20 protein-coding genes are annotated in these 24,720 nt (G+C 31.2%); 13 read left to right on the forward strand and 7 right to left on the reverse strand.

The genetic code is table 11. The features are described 5' to 3' along the window. Positions 1 to 756: a flagellar motor protein MotB gene (locus B3040_RS18700; RefSeq protein WP_291576636.1), complete on the forward strand. Its 756-nt coding sequence runs from the start codon at positions 1 to 3 to the stop codon at positions 754 to 756. Positions 757 to 839: 83 nt separating this feature from the next. Here the strand turns inward: B3040_RS18700 and B3040_RS18705 are convergent, their stop codons facing one another. Continuing rightward, positions 840 to 2,231: an amino acid permease gene (locus B3040_RS18705; RefSeq protein WP_291576638.1), complete on the reverse strand. Its 1,392-nt coding sequence runs from the start codon at positions 2,229 to 2,231 to the stop codon at positions 840 to 842. 358 nt (positions 2,232 to 2,589) lie between these two features. Between B3040_RS18705 and B3040_RS18710 the strand changes: the two genes are divergently transcribed. Both B3040_RS18710 and B3040_RS18715 read left to right on the forward strand, forming a co-directional pair. Then, on the forward strand, positions 2,590 to 3,495 hold the full coding sequence (locus B3040_RS18710) for an MBL fold metallo-hydrolase (protein WP_291576640.1): 906 nt from the start codon (positions 2,590 to 2,592) through the stop codon (positions 3,493 to 3,495). A gap of 124 nt (positions 3,496 to 3,619) precedes the next feature. Next, positions 3,620 to 4,384, forward strand: coding sequence for a MerR family transcriptional regulator (locus B3040_RS18715; RefSeq protein WP_017414232.1), 765 nt, complete (start codon positions 3,620 to 3,622; stop codon positions 4,382 to 4,384). A 270-nt stretch (positions 4,385 to 4,654) separates the two neighbouring features. Here B3040_RS18715 and B3040_RS18720 read toward each other — a convergent pair whose 3' ends face one another. After that, entirely contained in the window at positions 4,655 to 6,088 is a 1,434-nt protein-coding gene (locus tag B3040_RS18720) for an MFS transporter (protein ID WP_291576644.1), read from the reverse strand. Positions 6,089 to 6,294: 206 nt separating this feature from the next. Here B3040_RS18720 and B3040_RS18725 point away from each other — a divergent pair, with 206 nt between their 5' ends. Continuing rightward, entirely contained in the window at positions 6,295 to 7,179 is an 885-nt protein-coding gene (locus tag B3040_RS18725) for an SPL family radical SAM protein (RefSeq protein ID WP_291576646.1), read from the forward strand. 92 nt (positions 7,180 to 7,271) lie between these two features. Beyond that, the gene (locus B3040_RS18730) at positions 7,272 to 7,565 is read left to right on the forward strand and encodes a DUF1905 domain-containing protein (RefSeq protein WP_291576647.1); all 294 of its coding nucleotides are present in this window, start codon (positions 7,272 to 7,274) and stop codon (positions 7,563 to 7,565) included. 192 nt (positions 7,566 to 7,757) lie between these two features. On the opposite strand, the gene B3040_RS18735 is transcribed toward B3040_RS18730, so the two are convergent. After that, positions 7,758 to 8,999: a sensor histidine kinase gene (locus tag B3040_RS18735; protein WP_291576650.1), complete on the reverse strand. Its 1,242-nt coding sequence runs from the start codon at positions 8,997 to 8,999 to the stop codon at positions 7,758 to 7,760. Then, entirely contained in the window at positions 9,000 to 9,674 is a 675-nt protein-coding gene (locus tag B3040_RS18740) for a response regulator transcription factor (protein WP_291576652.1), read from the reverse strand. It abuts the gene before it with no gap. Between the two features lie 302 nt (positions 9,675 to 9,976). Between B3040_RS18740 and B3040_RS18745 the strand changes: the two genes are divergently transcribed. The 5 genes from B3040_RS18745 to B3040_RS18765 all read left to right on the forward strand — a co-directional run bounded on the left by B3040_RS18745 (position 9,977) and on the right by B3040_RS18765 (position 15,417). Continuing rightward, complete coding sequence (locus tag B3040_RS18745; protein WP_291576654.1) at positions 9,977 to 10,777, forward strand: polyphosphate polymerase domain-containing protein; 801 nt, start codon at positions 9,977 to 9,979, stop codon at positions 10,775 to 10,777. Continuing rightward, a complete protein-coding gene (locus tag B3040_RS18750) occupies positions 10,714 to 11,415 on the forward strand; it encodes a DUF4956 domain-containing protein (RefSeq protein ID WP_291576656.1) in 702 nt (233 codons plus the stop codon). Before B3040_RS18745 ends, B3040_RS18750 begins: the two co-directional genes overlap by 64 nt. A gap of 97 nt (positions 11,416 to 11,512) precedes the next feature. Next, on the forward strand, positions 11,513 to 12,112 hold the full coding sequence (locus tag B3040_RS18755; protein ID WP_291576658.1) for an FMN-dependent NADH-azoreductase: 600 nt from the start codon (positions 11,513 to 11,515) through the stop codon (positions 12,110 to 12,112). Positions 12,113 to 12,712: 600 nt separating this feature from the next. After that, positions 12,713 to 13,537 carry an RMD1 family protein gene (locus B3040_RS18760; protein WP_291576660.1) on the forward strand — a complete coding sequence of 275 codons (825 nt, stop codon included), beginning with the start codon at positions 12,713 to 12,715 and terminating at the stop codon, positions 13,535 to 13,537. Positions 13,538 to 13,791: 254 nt separating this feature from the next. Continuing rightward, positions 13,792 to 15,417, forward strand: coding sequence for a SulP family inorganic anion transporter (locus tag B3040_RS18765; RefSeq protein WP_291576662.1), 1,626 nt, complete (start codon positions 13,792 to 13,794; stop codon positions 15,415 to 15,417). Between the two features lie 221 nt (positions 15,418 to 15,638). On the opposite strand, the gene yaaA is transcribed toward B3040_RS18765, so the two are convergent. Continuing rightward, positions 15,639 to 16,409, reverse strand: coding sequence for a peroxide stress protein YaaA (gene yaaA, locus B3040_RS18770; RefSeq protein ID WP_291576664.1), 771 nt, complete (start codon positions 16,407 to 16,409; stop codon positions 15,639 to 15,641). A 361-nt stretch (positions 16,410 to 16,770) separates the two neighbouring features. Here yaaA and B3040_RS18775 point away from each other — a divergent pair, with 361 nt between their 5' ends. Continuing rightward, positions 16,771 to 17,781: a DUF2935 domain-containing protein gene (locus tag B3040_RS18775; RefSeq protein WP_291576667.1), complete on the forward strand. Its 1,011-nt coding sequence runs from the start codon at positions 16,771 to 16,773 to the stop codon at positions 17,779 to 17,781. A gap of 287 nt (positions 17,782 to 18,068) precedes the next feature. Beyond that, positions 18,069 to 21,320 (forward strand): DEAD/DEAH box helicase, encoded by a 3,252-nt coding sequence (locus tag B3040_RS18780; protein ID WP_291576669.1) that lies wholly within the window; start codon positions 18,069 to 18,071, stop codon positions 21,318 to 21,320. A 186-nt stretch (positions 21,321 to 21,506) separates the two neighbouring features. Here B3040_RS18780 and B3040_RS18785 read toward each other — a convergent pair whose 3' ends face one another. Both B3040_RS18785 and B3040_RS18790 read right to left on the reverse strand, forming a co-directional pair. Next, positions 21,507 to 21,689, reverse strand: a complete 183-nt coding sequence (locus tag B3040_RS18785; protein ID WP_291576671.1) for a cysteine-rich CWC family protein — start codon at positions 21,687 to 21,689, stop codon at positions 21,507 to 21,509. Positions 21,690 to 21,723: 34 nt separating this feature from the next. Beyond that, on the reverse strand, positions 21,724 to 23,115 hold the full coding sequence (locus B3040_RS18790) for an aldehyde dehydrogenase (RefSeq protein ID WP_291576673.1): 1,392 nt from the start codon (positions 23,113 to 23,115) through the stop codon (positions 21,724 to 21,726). Between the two features lie 415 nt (positions 23,116 to 23,530). Between B3040_RS18790 and B3040_RS18795 the strand changes: the two genes are divergently transcribed. After that, on the forward strand, positions 23,531 to 24,574 hold the full coding sequence (locus B3040_RS18795; protein ID WP_291576675.1) for an energy-coupling factor ABC transporter permease: 1,044 nt from the start codon (positions 23,531 to 23,533) through the stop codon (positions 24,572 to 24,574). The last annotated feature ends 146 nt before the right edge of the window (positions 24,575 to 24,720 follow it).

Genomic DNA, 24,720 nt, shown 5'->3' on the forward strand with positions numbered 1-24,720 from the left:
ATGAGAAAGAAAAAAGTGCATCATGAAGAACACGTTGATGAAACATGGCTAATTCCTTATGCAGATATGCTTACTCTTTTGTTAGCCCTTTTTATTGTTATGTTTGCTATGAGTAAAGTTGATAACGAAAAATTTAAGAGTGTTCAGCAGAACTTTAATGCTATATTCTCAGGTGGAAGTGGTTTAATGGAAGAAGGAGGGCCAAGCCTTCCGGTACCACAACCAGGAAGTTCTGGAGTTGAAAATTCACCTATTTCAAATAATGTATTAGAAGATAATAAAATGAAAGAAGTTAAAGATAATTTGCAGGGTCAAATTGATAGTGGAGGATATGGAGATAAGGTTAAGGTAGATCTCAATGAGGGAGGCTTAGAAATATCTATTCAGGATGTTGTACTTTTTAATTCAGGCGATGCACAAGTATTACAAGGAGTGGAACCTTTGCTAAAGGAAATTTCTCGTATGCTCAAGGGATTAGATAATGAAGTTAAAATTGTAGGACATACAGATAATGTACCCATTAGTAATTCTAAGTTTCGCTCAAATTGGGACTTAAGTGCTATGAGAGCCATCAATGTAATGAATTTTATAGGTAGCACAGGTGAAGTGCAAATGGGAAGAATGTCAATTCAAGCTTATGCAGATCAAAAGCCTAAGTATGATAATTCAACAAGTGACGGTAGAGCTAAAAATAGAAGGGTAGAAATTTTTATTGTGCGTAAGTATTCAGCACCTACTAAGGTTAATGGAAATTAAAGTACTTATAAACTTAATACACATTAAAGAAGAGCAAATGAACCTTTGATTCAATTGCTCTTTTTTGTTTGAAGTAAAAGTATTTAGCTCATCATATTATTCTCTTTGCCTTTATTTATTGTAATTGTTTGGCGTTGTCGTAGCATCATATATACATAGAAAGGTATACCAACAAGCATTAAGATAAATCCATACATAACAACCTCTGCACCTGTTCCATATATTGCATATATAGAGTAAGCAAAGGCTAGCAAAGAAATAAAGGAGTTTTTAAGGAAATTCCAGAAGTTGAATTTCCCTGGGAATTTTTTAAGAAGCACTATTTCTGCAGCTGCAGCAAAGCTATAAGCAGGCAAAAATGCTAAGGTTCCAAGTAAAATCATAAAGTCAAAGGCTGATCTTAAACTTCCTACATAATTTAGAATCAGAAGAATATTAGCACATATTCCACTTATTATAAGAGAAGCTGTAGGCGTAGCAAATTTTTTGCTTACATGTGCAAAAATTGGTGGGAAAAGTTTTTCTTCTGCTGCTGCATAAGCACTTCTTCCAGTAGTTAAAATCCATCCAGAAGTTGCTCCAAGAGTAGAAATAATTGCACCTATAGCAATGAAGGTTCCACCCCAAGTTCCATTAGTTGAAGCATTTATTATATCTGCTAGTGGGGCATCAGACTTAGCTAATACGTCCTGACCCATTGCACCCATAGCAACTACTGATATTAAAATATAGATACATGCAGCAATTAGGGTACCCCAAATGGTGCTTTTTTTGATGTTTTTTTCTGGATTTTTAATTTCTCCAGCAGGTACAGTGGCACTTTCTAAGCCAACAAAAGCCCATAAAGCTACTGCTATAGCTGCAGGTAAGGTACTCATGCTGCTTACTTCACTGCTAGATACCGTAGATAAGTATTGAGGATCAAAATTTATTATAGCTATAACTAGGAAAACTAATAAAGCTGCTACTTTTAATATTGTAGTAATAATACCGATAATACCTGCATTCTTCACTCCTAAGATATTGATAATAGTAAAGAACCATAATACAAAGGATGTGATTAAAAATGCTGCCAGTGGAGTATTTGCTGAGGGAACAAAGTAAGTAAAATAACTCATGAAGGCAGTTATGATTGCTGCATTACCAACCCAAGCACCAATCCAATAAGTCCACCCAATTAGAAAGGCTGGAAACTCTCCAAAGGCTTTTCTTGTGTAGGCAATGGGACCACCAGTTACTGGAATTCTTGAAGATAAGTTTGCAAAACTAAGGGCTATGAGTAGAGAACCAACTGAAGTGATAAGCCAAGCTATAATCGCAGTGGTAGGATTAGAAATTCTTGCTAGTGAAGCTGGAGCCATGAAAACACCAGAACCGATGCAGTTACCTACAACAATTGCAATTGCAGCACCTAAGCCAAGCTCACGTCTTAGCTTTGATTCTGCAGGGTCCTTTAATAAATTTTGACTATCCATAAAAACACTTCCCTCTTAATTCAAATTAAGAGTATAAATTTAGATAATTTATACTATCTTATATTTAATTATATATCCATAAAATAGAAATTTGAATAAATAATGAATAAAATGTAAATATAAATTTGTTTAAATTTGCGATAAAATTCTTGGTTTAATGCCATAATACATCAAATGTCCTAGTTTTTATGGAGTCATAAAGTTATAATAATTATGCTGAAGTTTCCTAATCCTGTGAATGAATTATTAAAGTTCAAAGTAAAACAAATCAGTGTGGATTTATGTGTTAGTAAATGTTTAATTTTGCTACAAATATAATTTTATATAAGCTTATAAATGAAAACTAGGAGATGGTTACATGGAAATAATAAAAGTAAAAGGAAATACCTTTTGTATTGATACTGGAATGACTTATATTCCTTTTTATAAAATTAATGATGAAGAGATAATTATGTTGGATACGGGATGGAAGCAAGGAGAACGAGAAGGTATAGATAAACTTTTAGAAGAGAATAGTTTCAAGATATCGGGAATACTTTGCACTCATTCCCACATAGACCATATAGGAAACAATACACATTTTAAAGAAAAATATAATTCAATAATTGCTATGCCTGCTTATGAGGCTCATATTTGCAGCTCTACTATAAATCTAAAGGTATTTTATAGTAATCAAAACTTATCAGAGATAACTGAGCATTATGGACATATGGTTTGTGAAACGGATATTATGATTTCTGATGAGCAAGACAAAATATATTTGTGCGGGGTAAAGTTTAAAATAATTCATACACCAGGCCATAGTCCAGCTCACATATGTGTTACAACTCCTGATAATGTGGCTTATGTGGGGGATGCTTTAATAAGTTATGAGGTGATGAGGGGGTCAAAATTACCTTATTGCTTTATACTTAGGGAAGCTTTAGAAAGTAAAGAAAAACTTCGTAATTTGAATTGCAATAAATACATAGTAGCGCACAAGGGGATTTATGAGAATATTTCTAAGCTCATAGATGATAATAATGACTTTTTTAAGGAAATATCAGTTAGAGTATATAATGTGATAAATGGAACAATGACAATGGAGGAAATTATGAGGGCGGTTATTAAGGAATTCAAGATAGGTGTGAAAACTATCTATAAATATAATGTATTGGAGAGAATGCTAAGATCCTATGTTGAGTATTTGGATGAAACAGGGTCAATAAAGTTAATAATGGAAGATGGATTTCTTAAGTATATAAGAAATGAAGAAATCAGATAAAATTACTTTTACATTTTACAAAAAAATATGAAAAAACCTCTTGACCCTCACGTTGCGTAAAGGTGTAAATTAATATTAAGGCACCTCAGTAAATTAATTTTGGAGCCTGAGAGGAGATATGGATATGGAGTATACAGTGCAAAAGCTTAGTAACTTAGCAGGTGTTAGCACTAGAACACTTAGATATTATGATGAAATAGGAATTCTTAAGCCGGCAAGAATTAATTCCTCAGGATATCGAATTTATGGTGAAGCTGAAGTTGATATGTTACAACAAATATTGTTTTACAAGGAATTAGGTGTGGATTTAGATACAATAAAAACTATGGTTACTTCACCTTCCTTCGATGGAGCTACTGCACTTAAAAACCATCGACAAAAACTCCTTGAAAAAAGAGAGCAATTAGATAAATTAATTGCAAATGTAGATAAAACCATAGCATTAAGAGAGGGGAAATTTAAAATGACAAATAAAGAAAAATTTGAAGGTTTTAAACAAAAGCTTATAGATGACAATGAAAAGAAATACGGTAAGGAAATTAGAAAAAAATATGGTGAGGACACTGTTAATAAGTCTAATGCCAAAATGATGAATTTGACTGAAGAACAATACGAGAAAATGATAGAAATAGGAAGAGAATTAGAAGAAACCTTAGCAGAGGCTTTCAAAACAGGAGACCCAGCAGGTGAACTTGCACAAAAAGCTGCTGATCTTCATAAACAGTGGCTAGGCTTTTCATGGCCACAATATAATAAAGAAGCTCATGCGGGACTTGCTCAAATGTATGTGGATGATGAAAGATTTACAGCTTATTACGATAAAGAGCAGCCTGGTACTGCAGAGTTTCTAAGGGATGCAATTTTTATTTATGCTGGTATGGAAAGATAAATAGTTGTAACCTCTTACTGCAATTTTAGTAGGAAGTTAAAAACAAGTTCTTTATAGAGTGTAACAACTTAGTAAGTATCTTAGTCTATTAAAGTAACAACAGCTTAGATAAATATTTTAATAATAAACTTACTATGAAAAACAAAGCCAGAGAAAACTCTGGCTTTGTTACATTTCATTAAGATAGTTCTGAAATCCATTAAAGAAAGCAAGCTCTATTATAAGTTAATATATATATAGATATTATTTATAAGCTATTGTGGATAAACATCAAAAAGAGGTGTTTTCAGCAATTTTTCTTTGAATATCTTCAACCTTATTTCTGTTAAGATTATAGCCTAATACGCTTAAAAGAGCTGCAATAAAACTTATAGCCGAGCCAATACTAAGTAATAAACCAAGAATGATTACTGTGCTTTCGGCTTGTATAGTTAAATTTGCATCAAATTTCACCCAGTCTAATATAAAGCCTATAAGTAGAAGGGTGATAGATTGAGACATCTTATAAAATAAAGTTAAACAACCATAATAGCTTCCTTCTGCTCTCTTTCCAGTATTAAGCTCATCTAAATCAATTACATCTGCAATCATTGATAGTGGTAGTGTGAAAAGTCCACCAGTACCAAAACCAGCTAAGATTCCAAAGGGGAAAAAGTAAAGCACATTACCGGTAACATGATCCTTCATGAATATTAAAAGAAGGAAAATAAAACTGCTTATGATGCAAAGTATAATTCCCAAAACCATAGAAGGCTTTTTGTCTAATCTTTTAGAGATTAGTGACCAGATAGGTTGAGATATAATTGAAATTAAAAATTGTACTCCAACTATAAGGGCAATTTGTTGACTATTCAATGAAAAAGTGTAAGTAAAAACATGTAGTCCCATATTTGTAACTAAGGCTGAAGCTATGTTGGTAAACATATAGGCAAAAGCTACATGCCTAAAGGTTTTATTAAGAAATATATTTTTAAAGGCTAAAAGTAAAGTAGACAACTTTGAATCACTTGTGCCAGTTTGAATATGTTCATTAAGAATAGGAATATATTTTTTAGTAGAGTAAAAACACCAAACTGCAAAAGCAATTATAAGTATTGAAGTAAATAGCCCCATGTTATTATAAGAGGCAGGGTTTAGCTGTCCAGAAGGAAATTCTGGCGTTGGCCTAAAGAATACAAACATACCAAATACGGATACAAAGGCTAGTCCAAGAAGGAAGAATATTGTTTTAATTCCTTGTATTGTTGTTCTTTCATTATAATCATTAGAAAGTTCTGCACCAAGGGCAGTGTAGGGAGTTACGTAAATTGTACTAAAGGTCTTAATTACAATTATTAAAATGAAAATAAAAGCAAATTTCAAATATTGAGAAATTCCAGAATTTATATTCCAAAGTATGAAGTTACATATTCCAAGACCTATGCCTCCAATTAAGAGGTACTGGTGACGTCTTCCAAAGGTTTGTGATTTAGTCATATCAGAAATATAACCCATTAGAGGATCGGTGATGGCATCCCAAATTATACTTAAGCTAACAGCAAGTCCAACTAAACTCCCTGGGATATTAAGAATGGCTGTGCAATAAAAAACTAAATAGGTTCCTATAACTTGATTTGAAACTCCAGTGGTGAAATTTCCAAGGCCATAACCCATTTTATCAAGAAAAGGAATTTTTCTGTGGCTACTATTTTTAAGTTTACTCAAAATAACACTACTCCTTATTTATCAACTTTGTTTTGTATATTTATAATATTATCATAGGGAAATATGACAGTATAGACTAGAGAAATAAAAAATAAATTTTACCTTTGATTTTATTCATCTTAAATTTGGTTTTAGTTCTGTAAAATAAACTATAAATCCTATATAATATACCTATTAACAACCCTTGAAGGAAGAAGGTGTATGTATTGGAGTTTATTCCTGCAAAACAAATCTTATCTCAAAGAACCTATAATGAGAATTGGTTTGGAACAAATTATAATATGAATATCTATAAAGGTTGCTCTCATGGGTGTATTTACTGTGACTCAAGGAGTGAGTGTTATGGTATAAAGGATTTTAGTTTGGTTAGAGGTAAGGAAAATGCTATTGAAATATTAACTAATGAGCTAAAATCAAAGAGAAAAAAAGGGGTTATAGCTACGGGTTCAATGTCTGATCCATACAATCCCTTAGAAAGGGAGGGTAAGCTAACTAGAAAAGCACTAGAAATTATAAATCTTTATGGGTTTGGTGTTGCAATAGCAACGAAAAGTGACTTAATTGTTAGGGATATAGATATACTAAAGAATATAAAAAAACACTCTCCAGTAATTGCTAAAGTAACAATTACTGCTGCTGAGGACGAGTTAAGTAAGAAAGTTGAACCCAATGTAGCTTCTTCTTCAAAGCGGTTTCGAGCAATAAGTGAGCTTTCAAAAAATGGAATTTTTTCTGGTATATTATTAATGCCTGTATTGCCTTTTATTCAGGACAATGATGAGAATATACTAAATATAATAGAAAAAGCAGCTGAAAGTGGGGCAAAGTTTATTTATCCTTATTTTGGAGTGACTCTTAGACCGGGTCAAAGAGAATTCTTTTATGAAAGGCTCAATGAGAAATTTTCAGGAATAAAGGACAAATATGTGAAGAAATATGGATTTTCCTATCAGTGTAATTCTATAAGGAATAAAGAATTGTGGAAGTTATTTAAAGAAGGATGCAATAGGAAAGGTATACTATACAAAATGCCAGATATAATAAAAGCTTATAGAACAGAGTATGAGGAGGAACAATTAAGTTTCTTCTAATTTACTTTGAAAGGTTGATGAAACTTAATTGTCAAGAAGTTCAATGAAAAGTTCTATGGTAAAATAGTAGTATTTTATAAGGAGGAAGACAAATGAGTAAGATATATGAATTTAATGCGGAAATTAAAAAAGTACCTGATATTGATGGAGCTTACATTGAAATTCCCTTTGATGTAAAGGCTGAATTTGGAAAGGGAAGAGTACCTGTTACTGCAACTTTTGATGGGGAAGTTTATGAAGGGAGCCTTGTTAAAATGAAAACTCCTTGCCATATTATTGGAATCAAGAAGGATATCAGAGCTAAGATTGGAAAGCAACCTGGGGACATAATAAAAGTTACTCTTGTGGAGAGAGTTGTAGAGAAAAAATCATCTAATAAAGGTTAACTCAAGGTTGTTAATTATGAAAAAGTTAGTCATTATTGCATAGAAGATCCATGAAGGTATGAAAAAATCATATCCGCAACTTTATTTTAAAAGTACGAAATATATTATTGTAGTGTATAGAATTGTATTTGAATATTTATATCTAATCTAAATTATCTTTAAAAATTTGATAATTTAGATTAGATATTACCTTTATAAAGAGGGTAATTCTACAATGAAAGTTGTACTTTGATTTACTACGCTTCTAGCGTAAATTTTTCCTCCATGATGCTCCACAATTGCTTTTGCAATTGAAAGTCCAAGTCCATAGCCACCGCTTTTTCTTTCACGAGATTTATCAATCCTATAAAACCTATCAAAAATTCTGCTTAAATGATCTTCACTTATTCCTTTTCCTGTATTGGTTATGGAAAGAGTTGCATTACTACTAATTTTTTTAAAACAAAGATTAATAGTACCCTTTGGTTCTGTGTATTTTAATGAGTTATCTAAAAGTATCATAACAACTTGTTTTATTTGCTCATTGTTTCCATGGATTGTTAGGCCTTCCTCAATATCATAATCAAATAAAATATTATTTTCAAAAATTACAGCCTCCATAGTTAAAATTACATTTTCAATAGTTTCACTAAGGTTAATGTTTGAAAATATCATTTTCACGTCAGAATAATCCATTTGAGTTAAGTAAAGTAAATCATTTGTTAGCTTCGACATTCTTTCAACTTCAGTCTTAATATAATTCAGCCACTTCTTTTGACTATTTATTGTGTCTTCACCATTAGATAAAAGCACATCTACATTAGTATTAATAACTGCTAGAGGTGTTTTTAACTCGTGAGAAGCATCTCCAATAAATTGCTTTTGCTTATCAAAAGCCTCTTTAATTGGTGCAATAGACTTATTAGCAAAAAATCTACTAATAAAGAAAATAACAACTAACATTAATGAGGCAACGGCTAGAAAGGTTAAGATGAGGTTTGTGAGAATTGACTGCTGCCTTGTTATATCTAAAAATACAAGTTTATACCCATTCATATAAGAAATTTTTACAAAAGCCCAATGGTTATCCTCTAATTTAAATCTTCCACTATCACTATTAAAGGATAATGCTTTTTCCTTAGCTTTCTCATAAAAATCTTCTTCCATATTAAAAATAGACAAAAGCGATACTGTTTTACCATCATTGTCTGTGATTAGTGTAAAGGAAAGTGAGCGATCCTGAGGAGGAGTCATGGTGTTAAAGTTTGGTATAGGTTCTTTCATATTATCCTTTTGCTTTTTATTAATATCAGATATTTTATGAAGCTCTAAATTTATATCTCTCTTAACATTATTATAAGTAATTAGATAAATAGTAGAAAAAGCAATTACCATCATTACTGAAATTATTACAAGGTTTAGCATTAAAAATTTGTTTCTAAGCTCCTTAAACATTTAACTTTCCTCCAGTATGTAGCCAACGCCACGAACCGTTGTTATTTTTACACTTGAGCATAAGTGGTTTAGCTTTTTTCTTAAAAAGGAAATATAAACCTCCACATGATTATGTTCTACCTCAGAATCAAAGCCCCAAAGCTTTTCAATGATGAGCTCTTTTGAACTAGTTGACTTTTTTCTGTTTATTAAAAGCTCTAAAAGTTCACTTTCTTTTAAAATAAGCTTAACTTCTTTGTCTTTACAACTTAATCTTAAAGTATCTGTGGTAAGCTGAATATCTCCAAATCTTAAAGTATTGTCCAGAGCTACTTCCCCTCTACGTCTAGCTATAGCTCTTGTTCTAGCTAGTAGCTCTTCTGTTGCAAAGGGCTTAGGCAAGTAATCATCAGCACCACTGTCAAGGCCTAAAACTTTATCTGAGATTTCTCCCTTAGCGGTAAGAAGTATTACTGGAGTAGAAAGTCCTTCTTTTCGAATTTCTTTTAAAGCACTTATACCATCCATCTTTGGCAGCATTATGTCTAGTATTATTAAATCATAAATATTGCTTAGGGCATTATCAACACCAGCTTCACCATCATTTACCGCATCTACAGTATAATTGTTTTTTCTTAGTATTTGAGTTAAAGCTTCTGCTAAATGAACTTCATCTTCTACGATTAATATTCTCATCTATTTCCTCCAAGTTTATAGTTATTTAAATTCACACCACTTTTAATATAATTAGTTTAACATTTTAAAATTTTATTAGGTGTTAATGCAATGTATTTTCACTTAATTTATTATAGCATGATAAACCTTAAATTAACCTTAACTCATAAGTAGTTAGAGCCACTAAGATACTTTTCTGATTTTATAGGTATTAATTATTTTACTCTTATTTTCCTTAAAGCATTTAAGGTTTCTTTAAGGTTGTCACTATAAAATAATATACATAAGAATAAGACAACCAGGTAAAGGAAGGGAGTAAGAGCATGGCCATTGAGGTTTTTAACAGGCATGAATGTAAGTATTTAATAGAAGAAGCTGTATTTGGAGAAATTCAAGAGAAGCTTATAAAGCATATGGAACTAGATGAATACAATAAGAGCAATGATTTATATACTATAAGCAATATTTATTATGATACAAAGGACAATCATTTAATAAGAACATCTTTATCTAAACCAAGGTACAAGGAAAAGCTTCGACTAAGGTCCTATGGAATTCCAGGAGATGATGAAAAAGTCTATTTAGAAATTAAAAAAAAGGTTTGTGATGTAGTAAATAAAAGAAGAACAAAATTAACATTAAAAGAAGCCTATAATTTTGTTGCTACAGGTGAAAAACCAGAAATCAAAGCTTATATGAATAAACAGGTTATAAATGAAATTCAGTATATTTTAAGTATTTATGATTTAGAACCAAAGCTTTATTTGGCTTACGATAGAAAAGCTCTTTTTAGCAAGGTAAATAGGGATTTAAGGATAACCTTCGATACTAATATAAGAACAAGAAGATATGATTTAGCTCTTGAAAAGGGAGATTATGGAGAAAGTTTATTAGATAAAGGTAAATGGCTTATGGAAATAAAGGCAGAAAAAAATATCCCTCTTTGGTTATCTAGTATGCTTTCAGAATATAAAGTATTTAAAACGAGTTTTTCAAAGTATGGAAAGGAATATGAGAAATTATTATTAAGAGAAAGAAGTTTGAAAGGAGAATTTGAACCATGTTTGAAGCAATGTCCAGCAGTTTATTCGGTGCAACCACAGTTAGTACATCAATATCTTTAATAAGTTCAATATTAACTATAGTAGTATCTTTTATCTTAGGAGGAATCATAAGCTTAACTTATATGAAAACCACTAATAAAAGTAAGGGATATTCTCAAAATTTCTCCCTTACCTTAGTTATTGTACCAACAGTTATCGCAATAATTGTACTTTTAATTGGTAGCAATGTAGCTAGAGCTTTTAGCTTAGCAGGTGCATTTTCAATGATTAAATTTAGAAGTGCTCCAGGGGAGCCAAAGGATATAGCTTATGTGCTATTTACTATGGCAGCAGGTCTAGCTTGTGGAGTTGGAGCTTTTGGGTATGCAGCATTGTTTACAACATTTCTTTGTATTCTTATGTTTCTTCTTAATTTAGTTAATTTTGGAGGACAAAAGCTAGAACAGAAGGTACTTAAAATTACTATTCCAGAGGACTTAGACTATGAGGGAGTTTTTGATAGTATTTTTATGGAGCATGTTGCAAACTATGAGCTTATAAAGGTAAAGACTACAGATTTAGGAAGTCTATTTCAACTCTCTTATATGATAACCATGAAAAAAGGCGTCAGTGAAAAAGAATTTTTAGATGAACTTAGATGCAGAAATGGTAATTTAAATATTGTTTTATCCAGGTATGTGGATAGACCTGAGTACTAAGAGGTATTTAGGAAGGTAGTTAATTTATTTAAATGTATAAATACATTTGCATTGCAAAAAATAGTGGGGATAAATACATAATAAGAGGTGGAATAAAATGAAAAAAGTATTATACATTAAAGCTAACCCAAAACCAGATTCCGAGTCAAACACTTTCAAGCTTGCTAATGAATTCATAGAAGAGTATAGAAAGAAAAACCCAGGTGATGAAATAATTGTTTTAGATTTATATAAGGAAAATATACGACCTTTGGATAATGAAATGATTACTAATATGTTTTCTGGAGTAAAGGATGAAGTTTATGAATATGCTGAGTTATTTGCATCAGCTGATAAATATATAATTGCTGCACCTATGTGGAATTTAAGCATTCCAGCAATTTTAAAAGTGTATTTTGATTATGTAAGCTATGTAGGAATAGCTTTTAAATATACAGAACAAGGTGCTGTTGGACTACTTGCTGAGAAAGGGAAAAAAGCAATTCATATTGTTTCAAGAGGTGGAGCATATAGTGAGGGTCCTGCTGCAGATTATGAAATGGGAGACAAATACATAAGAACTATACTAGGGTTCTTCGGCATCTGTGATGTAAAGACTTTAGCTCTTGAGCTTACAAATGTACTTCAAGGAGAAGACTTAGAAAAAGTTACAAATAAAAGTTATGAAGAAGGTAGAAGAATGGCGAGGGAGTTTTAACCTAATTTAAACTAATAACTTTGGAAAAGAATAAACTACTAATTAATATTCAAACTCATAAGTTCTCTAAGTTTCAACGTAATTTAAATAACACTTACTTTTAAGAGTTATTTAAATTAGCTTGTAAAATCCTCTTGTAAACTTAATTTTTGCAGGAGGTTTTTTAATTTGTTTTTCTCTAAAATTACTTGAGTATTTAGTAGATTTTACAAAAACAAAGTTTTCTGATATAATTATACAAGCATATTGTTACATATAAATTATCAGTTTTAATTACTATAGGCTTCCATGGGTAAAGAATATCTTATGTGCCACGAAAGGTCTTAAGGTAGCCAAGGTAGGGTCATATATAAATTAAGTATTGACTTTAGTTCACTATAGTAGCATTTCTTAAATTAAATTTCTAAAGGCTTCTAAAGAAAAACTATTAATTATATTAAGCCTTAAAAGAACCCAATTAGGATTCATATATAATTTTAGTTTTTAATTTATTTTGCATAAAATAATCAAGTCTTTATAACCAAAGAAAAAAAGATTTGAAATCACATATAAAGGGGAGGGCATATTTGTCTTTAAACAAAGTTTTAAAGATGAAGTAATATGATGAAAACCTATAAATTTACTGCATATGATGTTTGTGATGAAATTGCACTAAATATTATTGCACAGCATTTTAATCTTAACAAGAAATTAAAGTGGGAAGATACTATACTTTTAAAAGAGAATAACTTAAATGGAATAGTGTCAGATACTGAAAATAAGTATATATTTTTATATCACTTTGGAAGTATAGTATTTGTTAACTTCGAATACCATGAAGTTATGGATGCTATCAAGTATTTTAAAAACATTAGTAGTAAGTGTTTTAAAGATATGAACAAAAACTATTACACCGAAGAATTTACTCTTTTTGTAGATGAAAATAAGGAGTTAGAAATAAGCTTTGATTCTATGACTATTGGAACACTGAATGAAACCTATATGGCTACCTTATCCTTAGTTTTATCTAAATCTGTTTCTTTGGATAAAATTGAGCAGGATATAGAAATTCTTACTGATGAAGTGGAAAGTGTGATGGATTACTTAGATAGAGGTGCTTTTACTCTAAAAGATAAGGATCTTGCAAAGTTATCTTCAAAGATACTTCGTGGCAAATTTGATATAGTATCTTACTTAAGGCTTTTAGATAAACCAGATATTGCATGGAGAAATGAATTTGCTGAAGAGCTGTACCTAGAGCTAATTGATTTATTTGACATTGCAGAAAGATTCGAAAAAATTAAAAACAAAACTGAAGTTTTATTAAATGTTATAGAAGTATTTTCTACCATTATGCATTCAAAAAAAGGTAATACTTTAGAATGGATAGTTATAATCCTAATTGCTTTTGAACTTATACTTCCTATATTTGAAATGTTTTTTTAGTAAGTAAGTATAAAGCATAGACATAAGAGATATATAATTATTTTCAAAAAGTTTATAAAGTAACTTTACTTATTATTATTAATATAAAATCCTGTGATATTTGAAATATTGCAGGATTTTTTCATTTTACAAAATTATTTAAGAAAAAATTATATATACATGCATGGAAATAAGGTGGTAAACAAGTTGACTAAAGAAAATCACAGGAGTATGCTTTTATAGGGAATAAAACTAAACTTAGGAGTGATGGTTACATGAAACCAAAATTATTAAGGATGATAGAAAGAAAGGAGATTACTAAGGAAAGAGTTTTAAAAGATATAATTGCAGGAATTATAGTTGCTATTATAGCATTGCCACTGTCTGTAGCACTAGGAATTTCCTCAGGAGTATCTCCAGAAAAAGGACTTATAACGGCAATTATAGCAGGATTTTTAATTTCTTTTTTAGGGGGAAGCAGAGTTCAAATTGGTGGACCTACAGGAGCCTTCGTTGTAATTGTTTATGGTATTATTCAAAGTTATGGCATAGAGGGCCTTATTATCTCTACAATTATGGCAGGAATTATTTTAATAGTTTTAGGATTACTTAGATTTGGAAGTGTGATTAAGTTTGTACCTCACCCAATAACTGTTGGGTTTACTTCAGGAATAGCTATAACCTTACTTTCAACACAAGTAAAGGATTTTCTGGGACTAAGTATAGATAAAGTACCAGCAGAATTTATTGGGAAGTGGGAAGCATATTTTGCGCACCTTAATACCTTTAATTTAATAGCATTTTTAGTAGGATTTGGGTCATTACTTATTATGATTTTGTGGCCTAAAATTAACAAAACCATACCTGGTTCATTAGTTGCATTAATAGTAGCTACCTTGGTGGTTAATATATTTAACCTTCCAGTAGAGACTATAGGTAGTAGATTTAATAATATTTCATCTACAATTCCTGTTCCAATGTTACCAAAGGTAAGTTTTGACACTATAAAAAACTTGTTAAGTCCAGCCTTAACTATTGCAATACTTGCTGCCATAGAATCCCTACTTTCCGCAGTAGTAGCTGACGGAATGATAGGAGGAAAGCATGATTCAAACATGGAATTAATAGCTCAAGGTGTAGCCAATGTGGCTTCAGGTTTGTTTGGAGGAATCCCAGCTACAGGAGCTATTGCAAGAACTGCTGCCAATGTGAAAAATGGAGGAAGAAGTCCTATTTCAGGAATTGTCCATGCAGTAACTTTACTTTTAATAATGTTAGTGTTCATGCCTTTGGCAAAGTTAATACCAATGACTACCTTAGGAGCTATACTAATATTGGTATCTTATAATATGGGGGAATGGAAAACCTTCTATTCTCTTTTAAAGGCACCAAAAAGCGATGTAGCTATACTTTTAATAACATTCTTTTTAACAGTAGTATTTGACCTAGTGGTTGCTATTGAAATAGGAATGGTACTTGCTATGTTCCTTTTCATGAAACGAATTGCAGATACTACGAAGATAGAAACTATGGTATTATGCAGTGAAGGAGAAGATGAACAGGTAAGAGATGATAACTCTAAAGATAATATATTGGTGTATGAAATAAATGGACCTTTATTTTTTGGGATAGTTCATAATTTTATGGATGTAATGAAAGAGATTAATTCTTCCTATGAAGTGTTAATACTTGATATGAAAAATGCAAATGCTATAGACTCTACGGCCATGGAAGCTCTGGAGAATCTTTATAAAAGATGTGAAAAACATAATATCAAACTTTTACTAGCAAATATACAAGAACAGCCTCATAAGGTTTTAAAAGGTATGGGATTCTTGAAACTAGTGGGGGAAGAAGCTATATTCGATGATAGAGAAGAAGCTTTAAAATCAGTGGCTTAAAAATAGAGGACAAAAATGTGTTATTTAATGATGCATTTTTGTCCTTTTTTATAGAAATCTGTGTATTCTCATAGGATGTAGATTTCCTATTATTATAGGTTTATGAAGTAAAATAGCACAAGAATCTTGTTAAAGATTTTTAGCTCTACTTAAAAAACTTTAGAGAAAACTTCTATTTAAGAATAGTAGGAGAATTACCCTGTTAGAATTAGCTTAAAAGTTTATCTGATAAAAACTATAGTATTTCCGTTAGACATATCCTCAGAAAATTTATAACCCTCCAAATTGAAATCTTTAATTTTCGCTACTTCGCAAATTCCATTTTTCATAATATAGCTTGTCATAAGCCCTCTAGCTCTTTTAGCGTGAACTCCTATAATTTTATATTGATTATTTTTACTTTCCTTGAAAGAGATATTCATTATCTTAATTTTTTCAGAAAGTTGTTTTAAGTTAAGAGATTTAGAGTATTCTTCTGAGGCAAGGTTAATTAAAATCTTATCACCGCTGCTATTTAAAACCTCTTGCTCTATGTGGAAACTTAGCTTTTCTCCCCAGTATTCATATAGATTTTTTGAGCAATTAACCTGTAGTTTTGTGCCCATTTCAAGTCTATGTTCCTTTATTAAGTCTAAAGGTCTCAACACTCCATAAAGTCCAGATAATATTCTAAGGTTTTCTTGTGCAAAATGGATGTGCTCTTGAGAAAATTCTTCAATGTTTAAGCCTTTATATACATCACCTTTAAAGACGAATATTGCTTCCTTGGTCTTTTGGGATTTAACATCATTTAAAGTCTGAAACCTTTCATAATTTAATTTGGCTAAGTTCTCACTTATACTCATTAATTTACCAACTTCTTCTGCAGTTAACTTTCTTAATACTTCTCCTAATTCAAAGGCTTCCTTTAGAAAGATAGGTGACGTAAACTCTAAGTTTGATCTCGGACTTTCAAAGTCTAAGGTTTTTGCTGGTGAAATAATTGTAATCATTAAAAGCTCCTTTTATTTATAAAATTTAATCTGCATTATGGAAGCAAATTAGATTTAGTTTTTAAATATATTATATAAAAGTTGCCAAAAGTTTTCTATATTAAATAATAATTTTCAGTTGGGTCAATTTGTATCTCTAATGGACAAATTTCCATTTATAAAGAAGCTTAAGGGAAGTTAGTTACTTATTGACTAATATAGTAGTTTTATTAGGACTGATAGCAAGAAATTATATAGGTCTTAGTATAAACCCATTATCTTACAAAAAACAATAACCTTTTTTCTATAATTAAATATAATGAATATATATGGCGTTTTGACTCTGATTAATAATGCCAAACAATTTGAATAAGGAGAATATATGTTAGTTAGAGAACAACAACAATTAACAAGAAGAAGATTTGTAAACCAGTCTATTCAGTTGAATTTGTTTTTCTTAAGAATTGTAAAAGAACACTTAATCTTTGTAAAAGCTTCACTGACTCTGAAGGATGTAAATTATGGCAGACAAGCGGATATGCTAAGAAGCGAAGTTGAAAGATTACTTATGGAAACAGTAAGATTATCTCAAGGAGTTATTAGACCTAATCAGTTTAACTCTGGAGAGTTTGTGACTAAGTACACTTTAGATGCAGAAAAAGCAACTCAATTTTACACTGGAATTGAAATAGATACAAACATAACGCAAATGGAGATAAGTCTAGGTGGAAGCAACTTGCCTATAACTGAGGATATAGAGCCTGAAAATATACCTGAGGATGCACCTTTTGGACCGAATTTCGATGAACAGGCCAGTGCACAAAATATATTTGCATTAAATAGAAGAATTATACCAGTTATAAGAGAAGTAATAGGATTTAAAGAAACTTTGATAAAAAGGGTTGCTTCTTGCCAAATGTTCACCCTAGCTTATCCTCATTTAGTTGAACATATTTTAGATGAAACTAGATTCTATCTAACTATGTTAAGAAGACTTCAAAGAATGACCAATGTTGATATTGACATGGAAGCTGTTGAACAAGAGTCCTTCTGGAACGAAATCATGGGAGATCATGCAGAATTCATAAGAGGGATGTTAGACCCTACAGAGACAGAATTAATTAATGTTGCAAATGAATTTGCTGAGAGATATGATCAGCTTATTGAAGAAGCTGAAAATTTAAAAAGCAACATGAGTAATTTAGGTACTGTAACTCAACAAAGTTTAAGAACCACTAGGGAGTTTAGAAACTTCAAGACTCAAGGCGTACAGGGAATTTTGGGATGCAAGGTTAAATCTATTATTTTGCCACTACTTGCAGACCATGTATTAAGAGAAGCCAATCATTATCTAAGAATCTTAAGAAGGCTGAACAGACCAAATAGATATTAATTATAAGTAGGCGTACTCTAATTAGGGTACGCTTTATATACTTTGTGCCTCTAAGAAGTTAGATTATGATGCTAAAAAGCCCCTATAGAAAATGAATCTCCTCATTAGTTAAATTAATTTCAAGCTTAGAACCTCATAATTGTGGTATAATTAAGCTTATGCTTTAAGTACATATGGCAAGATTATTTGAAGTTTGAATAATTTCATATAACTGAGTTAGAAGTGTATTTGACAACACTTGGTGGATATAATTAAAAAGATAGTAGTTTCAAATTGAGGTGTAGTTTATGAATTTTAATATAAGCGAAGAGGGGATTAAAATCTCTTTTGGAGATATTATATATCTTCGTGGGCTTGATATGTATCTTAGAAATAAAATAAGAAAATTAGATGTGATAGAAAATAGTGCAAATATTTTATCTATAGCTTCCATAGTGGAATCAGCCGATAATTTGCAAGATTATAGAGTTAGAATAATTATGAATAGATTAAATGAACAGTTTTTTAGCTCCTGCACTTGCAAAGCCTTCTCAGATTTTAAAAAGTGCAAACATATTTCATCAGTTTTAATTAAACTAAGTAGAGAAGGAAACAATGGTTTTGGTGGTAAAAAAGCTGTTGTAAATTATGGAGATCAACTGCTAAATTATTATAAAAAAGTAACAAATGAAAATTACAAACCAAGCCAAGCTGTAAATATGAATGTGACTCTAGAATTTGCATCCTCTAATTATCAAAACCACCATTTGGAGTTGAAGGTTGGAATAGATAGGTTATATGTAGTGAAAAATGTGAAGGAATTTATCCAAGGCGGACTTATTCGAAGAGAATATATTGAATTTGGGAAAGGTTTTACCTTTCAACCAGAAAATCATTATTTTTTGAGGGAAGATCAAGAGGTAATTGATTTAATTAAGGAAATATATGATTTGAATGAAGCTATAAGTAGAAATATATACATTGATAGATCCTCAATACTTTTAAGCGGCAAAAAAGTACATTTCACTGATTCTCAATTAATTAAGTTTTTAAAGCTTAAAAATAAGAAATACATAAATGCAAGAATTCATGGTATGGAGCACAAGGATATAGAAGTGATTATTGAAGATATGCCTTTGGATTTTAATATTGCTTTAAACAAGGATAAGGTTAGACTTACTCTTGAACATGAATTACCAGAAACCATAGATAAAACCAATAGAGTTTATCTATATAATAATAAAATTTATGTGCCTTCTCAAAATCAAATAAGTGGATTTTTGCCCATATTAGATGTTTTAAGCAAAAGAAAAAATAATTCTATAGATTTTTCTAAAGAACACATTCAAGAGGTGGCTACATATGTGATTCCTAGTCTTAAGGCTATAAGTAAGAATATTAATCAAGATAAAAGTATCAGTAGTCTTGTAAAGGAAGAACCCTTAAGAATTAGATATTATCTAGACAAGGAAACTGAAGGGGTTAGTTGTGAGGTAGTGTTTAATTATGGAGAGGTAGATTTTCACTTAGAGGAAAGCAAAGGAAGTAAAGAAGGCATAGTTATAATAAGAAACCTAGAGGAAGAGAAGCAAGGTCTTAGAGCATTAGAGGATTTTGGATTTTCTAAGGAAAAGGGAAAGTTTTATTTAAAAGATGAAGAAGCTGTGATGGATTTTATCACTGCAGGCTTGGAGGAAATTAATGTACTTGGAGAAGTTTATTACTCTGATAGTTTTAAGGGAATAAGAGTGATTTCTTCAAAGAGTTTTAAATCTTCAATATCCTTAAATGAATCAAATTTGTTAGAGTTTGAATTCAGTATTGAAGGTGTAGATAAGGAAGAGTTAAAGGGGTTATTCAGCTCCTTAAAGCAGAAGAAAAAATATCATAAGCTTAAGAATGGTTTTATTGTGCCACTTCAAAATAATGAAGTAGAAGGTTTTCAATCTCTTGTGGAGAGTTTAGATATAGATGCAACTAAATTTGCAAAGGGAAATATTACTCTTCCTAAATATGCTTCTTTATATATAGATGATAAGATAAAGAATAATAATTTAGGGTTCATTGGACGGAACAGAGCCTTTAGAGAATTAGTTAATACTATTAAGGATATAAAGGATGCAGAATATGAACTGCCAAAGGGAATTACAGGAACCCTAAGGGATTACCAAAAAATTGGTTTCAAGTGGTTTAAAACCTTAGCTTATTGTGATTTTGGTGGAATATTAGGAGATGAAATGGGCCTTGGAAAGACCTTTCAAGGAATTACTTATATTCAATCAGAAAAGGAAGAGAAAAAACTTAAAAATCCTGCATTAATAGTTTGTCCAACATCCCTAGTTTATAATTGGCTTAGTGAATTTGAAAAGTTTGCACCTAATTTAAAGGTGCTAGTGGTATCAGGTAGTAAGAGTGAAAGAGAAGCTCAAAGAGATGAATTGTTGAGCCATGATGTAGTAATTACTTCTTATCCTCTTATAAGAAGAGATATTGAAGATTATAAGAAAATCAGGTTTTCCATTTGCATTTTAGATGAAGCCCAACACATTAAAAATCCAACATCCTTAAATGCTCAATCAGTTAAGGAAATAAATGCAGGAAAGAGATTTGCATTAACAGGAACTCCAATGGAGAACTCATTAACGGAGCTTTGGTCTATCTTTGATTTTATTATGCCGGGTTACCTAAAGACCCATGGTAGATTTACAAAAAACTTTGAAACTCCTATTGTTAAGGACAAGAATGAAAATGTATTAAATGAGCTGCTAAAGTTAATAAGACCTTTTATTTTAAGAAGATTTAAAAGGGATGTGGCTTTAGAACTTCCACCTAAAATTGAACATAAAGTGGTGGTAGAAATGACTGAGGAACAGAAAAAGCTTTATGCATCTTACGTGGAGTCCTTCAAAGAAGAAATCAAAGAAGAAATTAGAGAAAAGGGTTTTAATAGGAGTAAGCTTAAAATCCTATCACTATTAACTAGATTAAGACAAATATGCTGTGACCCTGGGAGCTTTTTAGAGAACTACAAAGGAGATAGCGGTAAATATATAGCTTTGGATGATATTTTAGAAGAAAGCATCGCCAATGGGCATAGAATACTTTTATTTTCTCAGTTCACTACTATTTTACATAATATTAAGGAAAGGCTTAATAAGGTTGGAATTAACTCTATGTATTTAGATGGGTCAACGCCTTCTTTAGAAAGAATGGCTATGGTAAAGGAATTCAATGAAGGCAGTGCAGAGGTGTTTTTAATTTCCCTAAAGGCAGGAGGAACTGGCCTTAATTTAACAGGAGCAGACCTGGTAATTCACTTTGACCCTTGGTGGAATCCAGCAGTAGAGGATCAAGCTGTAGATAGAGCACACAGAATAGGTCAAACAAAAACTGTAGAAGTAATTAAGCTTATAACTAAGGGAACCATTGAAGAGAAGATATATGCACTCCAAGAAAAGAAAAAGGAAATTATCCAGAGTGTGTTGGATGGTGAAAATCATAGTGATGTAGTTATAAGTAATATGACGGAAGAAGAAGTTGAAGATTTATTCAAGATCTAAGTCTAATTCCAGAAGGGAATTATTCCTTATTCAGAAATAGAGTAGATTATTATCCTTTGATAAGTCTAATGTAGAATTGTATTGATAGGTTATAACTATGGAATTCATAGCTAATCTTAAAGCACTATAAATCCTGAGATGTCTACTCTATTGGAAGACTTTCAAGGTTATAGTGCTTTCTAGATATTATTTGTATTTTTCTATACAAGCCTTACATATACAAGCTTTACCTTTTTTCTCCTCAGGAACCATGTCAATAACATGCTTTGGTACTATTACAGTATCGCACCAACAGCCACCTTGACCATGTTGGCACCCATTATCTTTTCCACAAAGAGGGCAAAGTCTTTCTTCTCCTGTTACGCTCATTATTATCACTCCTTCAATTTTAGTTTTGTAATTATTACTTTAATAGTTTTCTAACAAGATTAACTCTATCTCCATAAGGTGGAAATACTAATTTAATATTAAGTTTCGTACTTTTCTTAAGGATGCTCTTTCTATGGGAGAAGGTTTTAAAGCTTTCTTCCCCATGATAACCACCAATTCCAGAGTTACCTACACCACCGAAGGGCATAAACGGAGTAGCCACATGGGAAATAGTATCATTGACACAACCACCGCCAAAGGATATGGAATTTAAAACTTTATGCTCCACAGAAGAGTTTTCTGTAAATAGATATAGTGCTAAGGGTTTTGGTCTACTATTTACAGTGGTTATAGCTTCCTCAATAGTTGTAAATTCCAGGATTGGCAATATAGGGCCAAAAATTTCATCTTCCATAGAATTATCCTCAAAGGTTACATTGCTGATTAAGGTTGGTTCAATGTATAAGTCCTCTTCATTAACTTTTCCACCATATACTATTTTATCCCTATCTTTGTTTATTATATTAGCAAGTCTCTTAACTTGTCTACTGTTAACTATTCGACCATAGTCAGAACTTTGTGAGGCATCTTTCCCATAAAAATCAACAATTGCTTCTTTAAGCTTACAAATTAATTTGTCCATTATATTTTTATGAACTAATAAATAATCAGGAGCAATACAGGTTTGACCTACATTAATCAGCTTACCCCAAATAATTCTTTTTGCAGCTACATCTAAGTTTGCACTCTCCTCAACAATTACAGGGCTTTTTCCTCCAAGCTCAAGGGTTACAGGCACCAAGTTTTTCGCAGCTGCTTCCATAACAATTCTACCTACAGGCACACTACCAGTAAAGAAAATATAGTCAAAGGGAGCATTGATTAGTGCCGAAGTGGTTTCTTTTTCTCCTTCTATAACCCTTACATAGTTCTTATCAAAGGTTTCTTCAATAAGCTTTTTTATTAATGCTGAAATGTTAGGTGTACTTTCTGAGGGTTTTAATACTGCGCAATTTCCAGCAGCTAAAGCACCTACTAAGGGTTCAATAAGAAGCTGGAAAGGATAATTAAAAGGCCCCACAATAAGCACTGTACCATAGGGTTCGTACATCATATAGCTTTTTGAAGGTATTTGATGTATTGGAGTCTTAACCTTCTTAGGCTTTGACCATTTTTTAAGGTTTTTACTAATATAACCAATACTATCAAGAACAAACCCAATTTCTGTGCTATAGGCTTCAAATTCACTTTTCCTTAAATCTTTGTATAGGGCTTCTAATATTTCTTTTTCATATTTTTTTATTGAAGCTTTTAGTTTGTTAAGACTATCTATTCTAAAGGAGATATCCTTAGTTTTTCCACTGTGAAAAAATTCTTCATGTTCTTTAAGAAAGTTTATAACCTCTTCTTTGTCTAACACATTCATTTTTAGACCCCTTTCAAAATTCAATTTTAATACAAATTTTATAATTAAATCATAGCATATAGACTTTTAAGGTGAAACTTTATCTTATTAATGTCTATGTAACAACAAGCTAGTGATATATGATGGAGGTATCTGAGCCTTTATAGACTTTAACATTATTTTACTATATAATTAATGTGATTATAATAAAGAATTATTACTATAGTTACTTTTAATAATATTGTTTCATTAAAAACATTCATAGTCGAAGAATAATAATTTATAGATGTAAAATTTTACTTATATAACATATATTATATAATAGTATTAACGAAATGAAATTTATATAGGAATAAAAGCTTATATTTTTATTTAAATTCATATTAAATTATTTGCTTATAAGGTTAGTATGAATTTAAAAAGGGGGAGAATGTTTATGCATATGGCAGATGCACTAATTTCACCTATAGTTGGTGGAACTATGTGGGTAGCTACAGCGGGAGTAGCAACTTACTCTATAAAAAAACTAAAAGTAGATTTAGAAGAGGAGAAAATTCCTTTAATGGGGGTCATGGGAGCCTTTATTTTTGCAGCACAAATGATAAATTTCACCATACCAGGTACAGGCTCTAGTGGACATTTAGGTGGAGGCATGCTTTTAGCAGCAATTCTTGGACCTTATGCAGGTTTTATAGCTATGGCTTGTATTCTCACAATTCAAGCCTTGTTTTTCGCAGATGGAGGACTTATAGCGTTGGGTTGCAACATATTTAATTTAGGGTTCTATACTTGCTTTATAGCATATCCTTTAATTTATAAAAAAGTTTTAAGCAAAGGATATTCTAAAAAGAAAATTATTTATGCTGCTATATTATCATCTATTATTGGACTTCAGCTGGGAGCTTTAAGTGTAGTATTACAAACTTTCTTCTCAGGGAAAACAGAGTTACCTTTTGTAACCTTTGTAGCCTTAATGCAACCAATACACCTTGCTATTGGAGTAGTTGAGGGTATAATTTCTGCAACAGTAATATCCTTTGTTTGGACTGCAAGACCTAATACTATAGAGAAAGTCTCTAATGAGACTAGTACTATAATATCATTGAAAAAAGTTGTTATACCACTTTTGGTAGCTTCAGTATTTATAGGAGGAGTTTTATCCTTGGTTGCATCCTCTAACCCTGATGGATTAGAATGGGCCATGTTTAAAACCTCAGGAAAAGAAGAAATGGAAGCTAAGTATAGTACTCATGAAAAAGCGAAAGAGCTACAAGAGAACACAGGTATACTACCAGACTATGGTTTTAAAAAAGAATCAGAAGACTCAAAAAGTGAAGATAAAGGGACTGTACTTGGAGACAATATAGGTACAAGTATCTCTGGGGTCATTGGAGGAATGATTACTTTAGTACTGGCAGGAGCCATAGGAATAGGAATTAATATAGTTAAAAAGAAAAACAACAGGGAACAACAGGTTTAGTTTAGATACTAATGTTTTAAGGAATACTATAAGCTTTTGAAATGGAAGGTTATTTTATCATTCTCAAAAGCTTTAAAGAAACTAAGGTAGTCTCATATTTAAATCAAGTGTTAACTTTGGTTTCTTATATAGGGTTCCTTGGCGAA

It is taken from the genome of Clostridium sp. UBA4548 (assembly GCF_002387895.1).
Taxonomy (GTDB): domain Bacteria; phylum Bacillota; class Clostridia; order Clostridiales; family Clostridiaceae; genus Clostridium_J.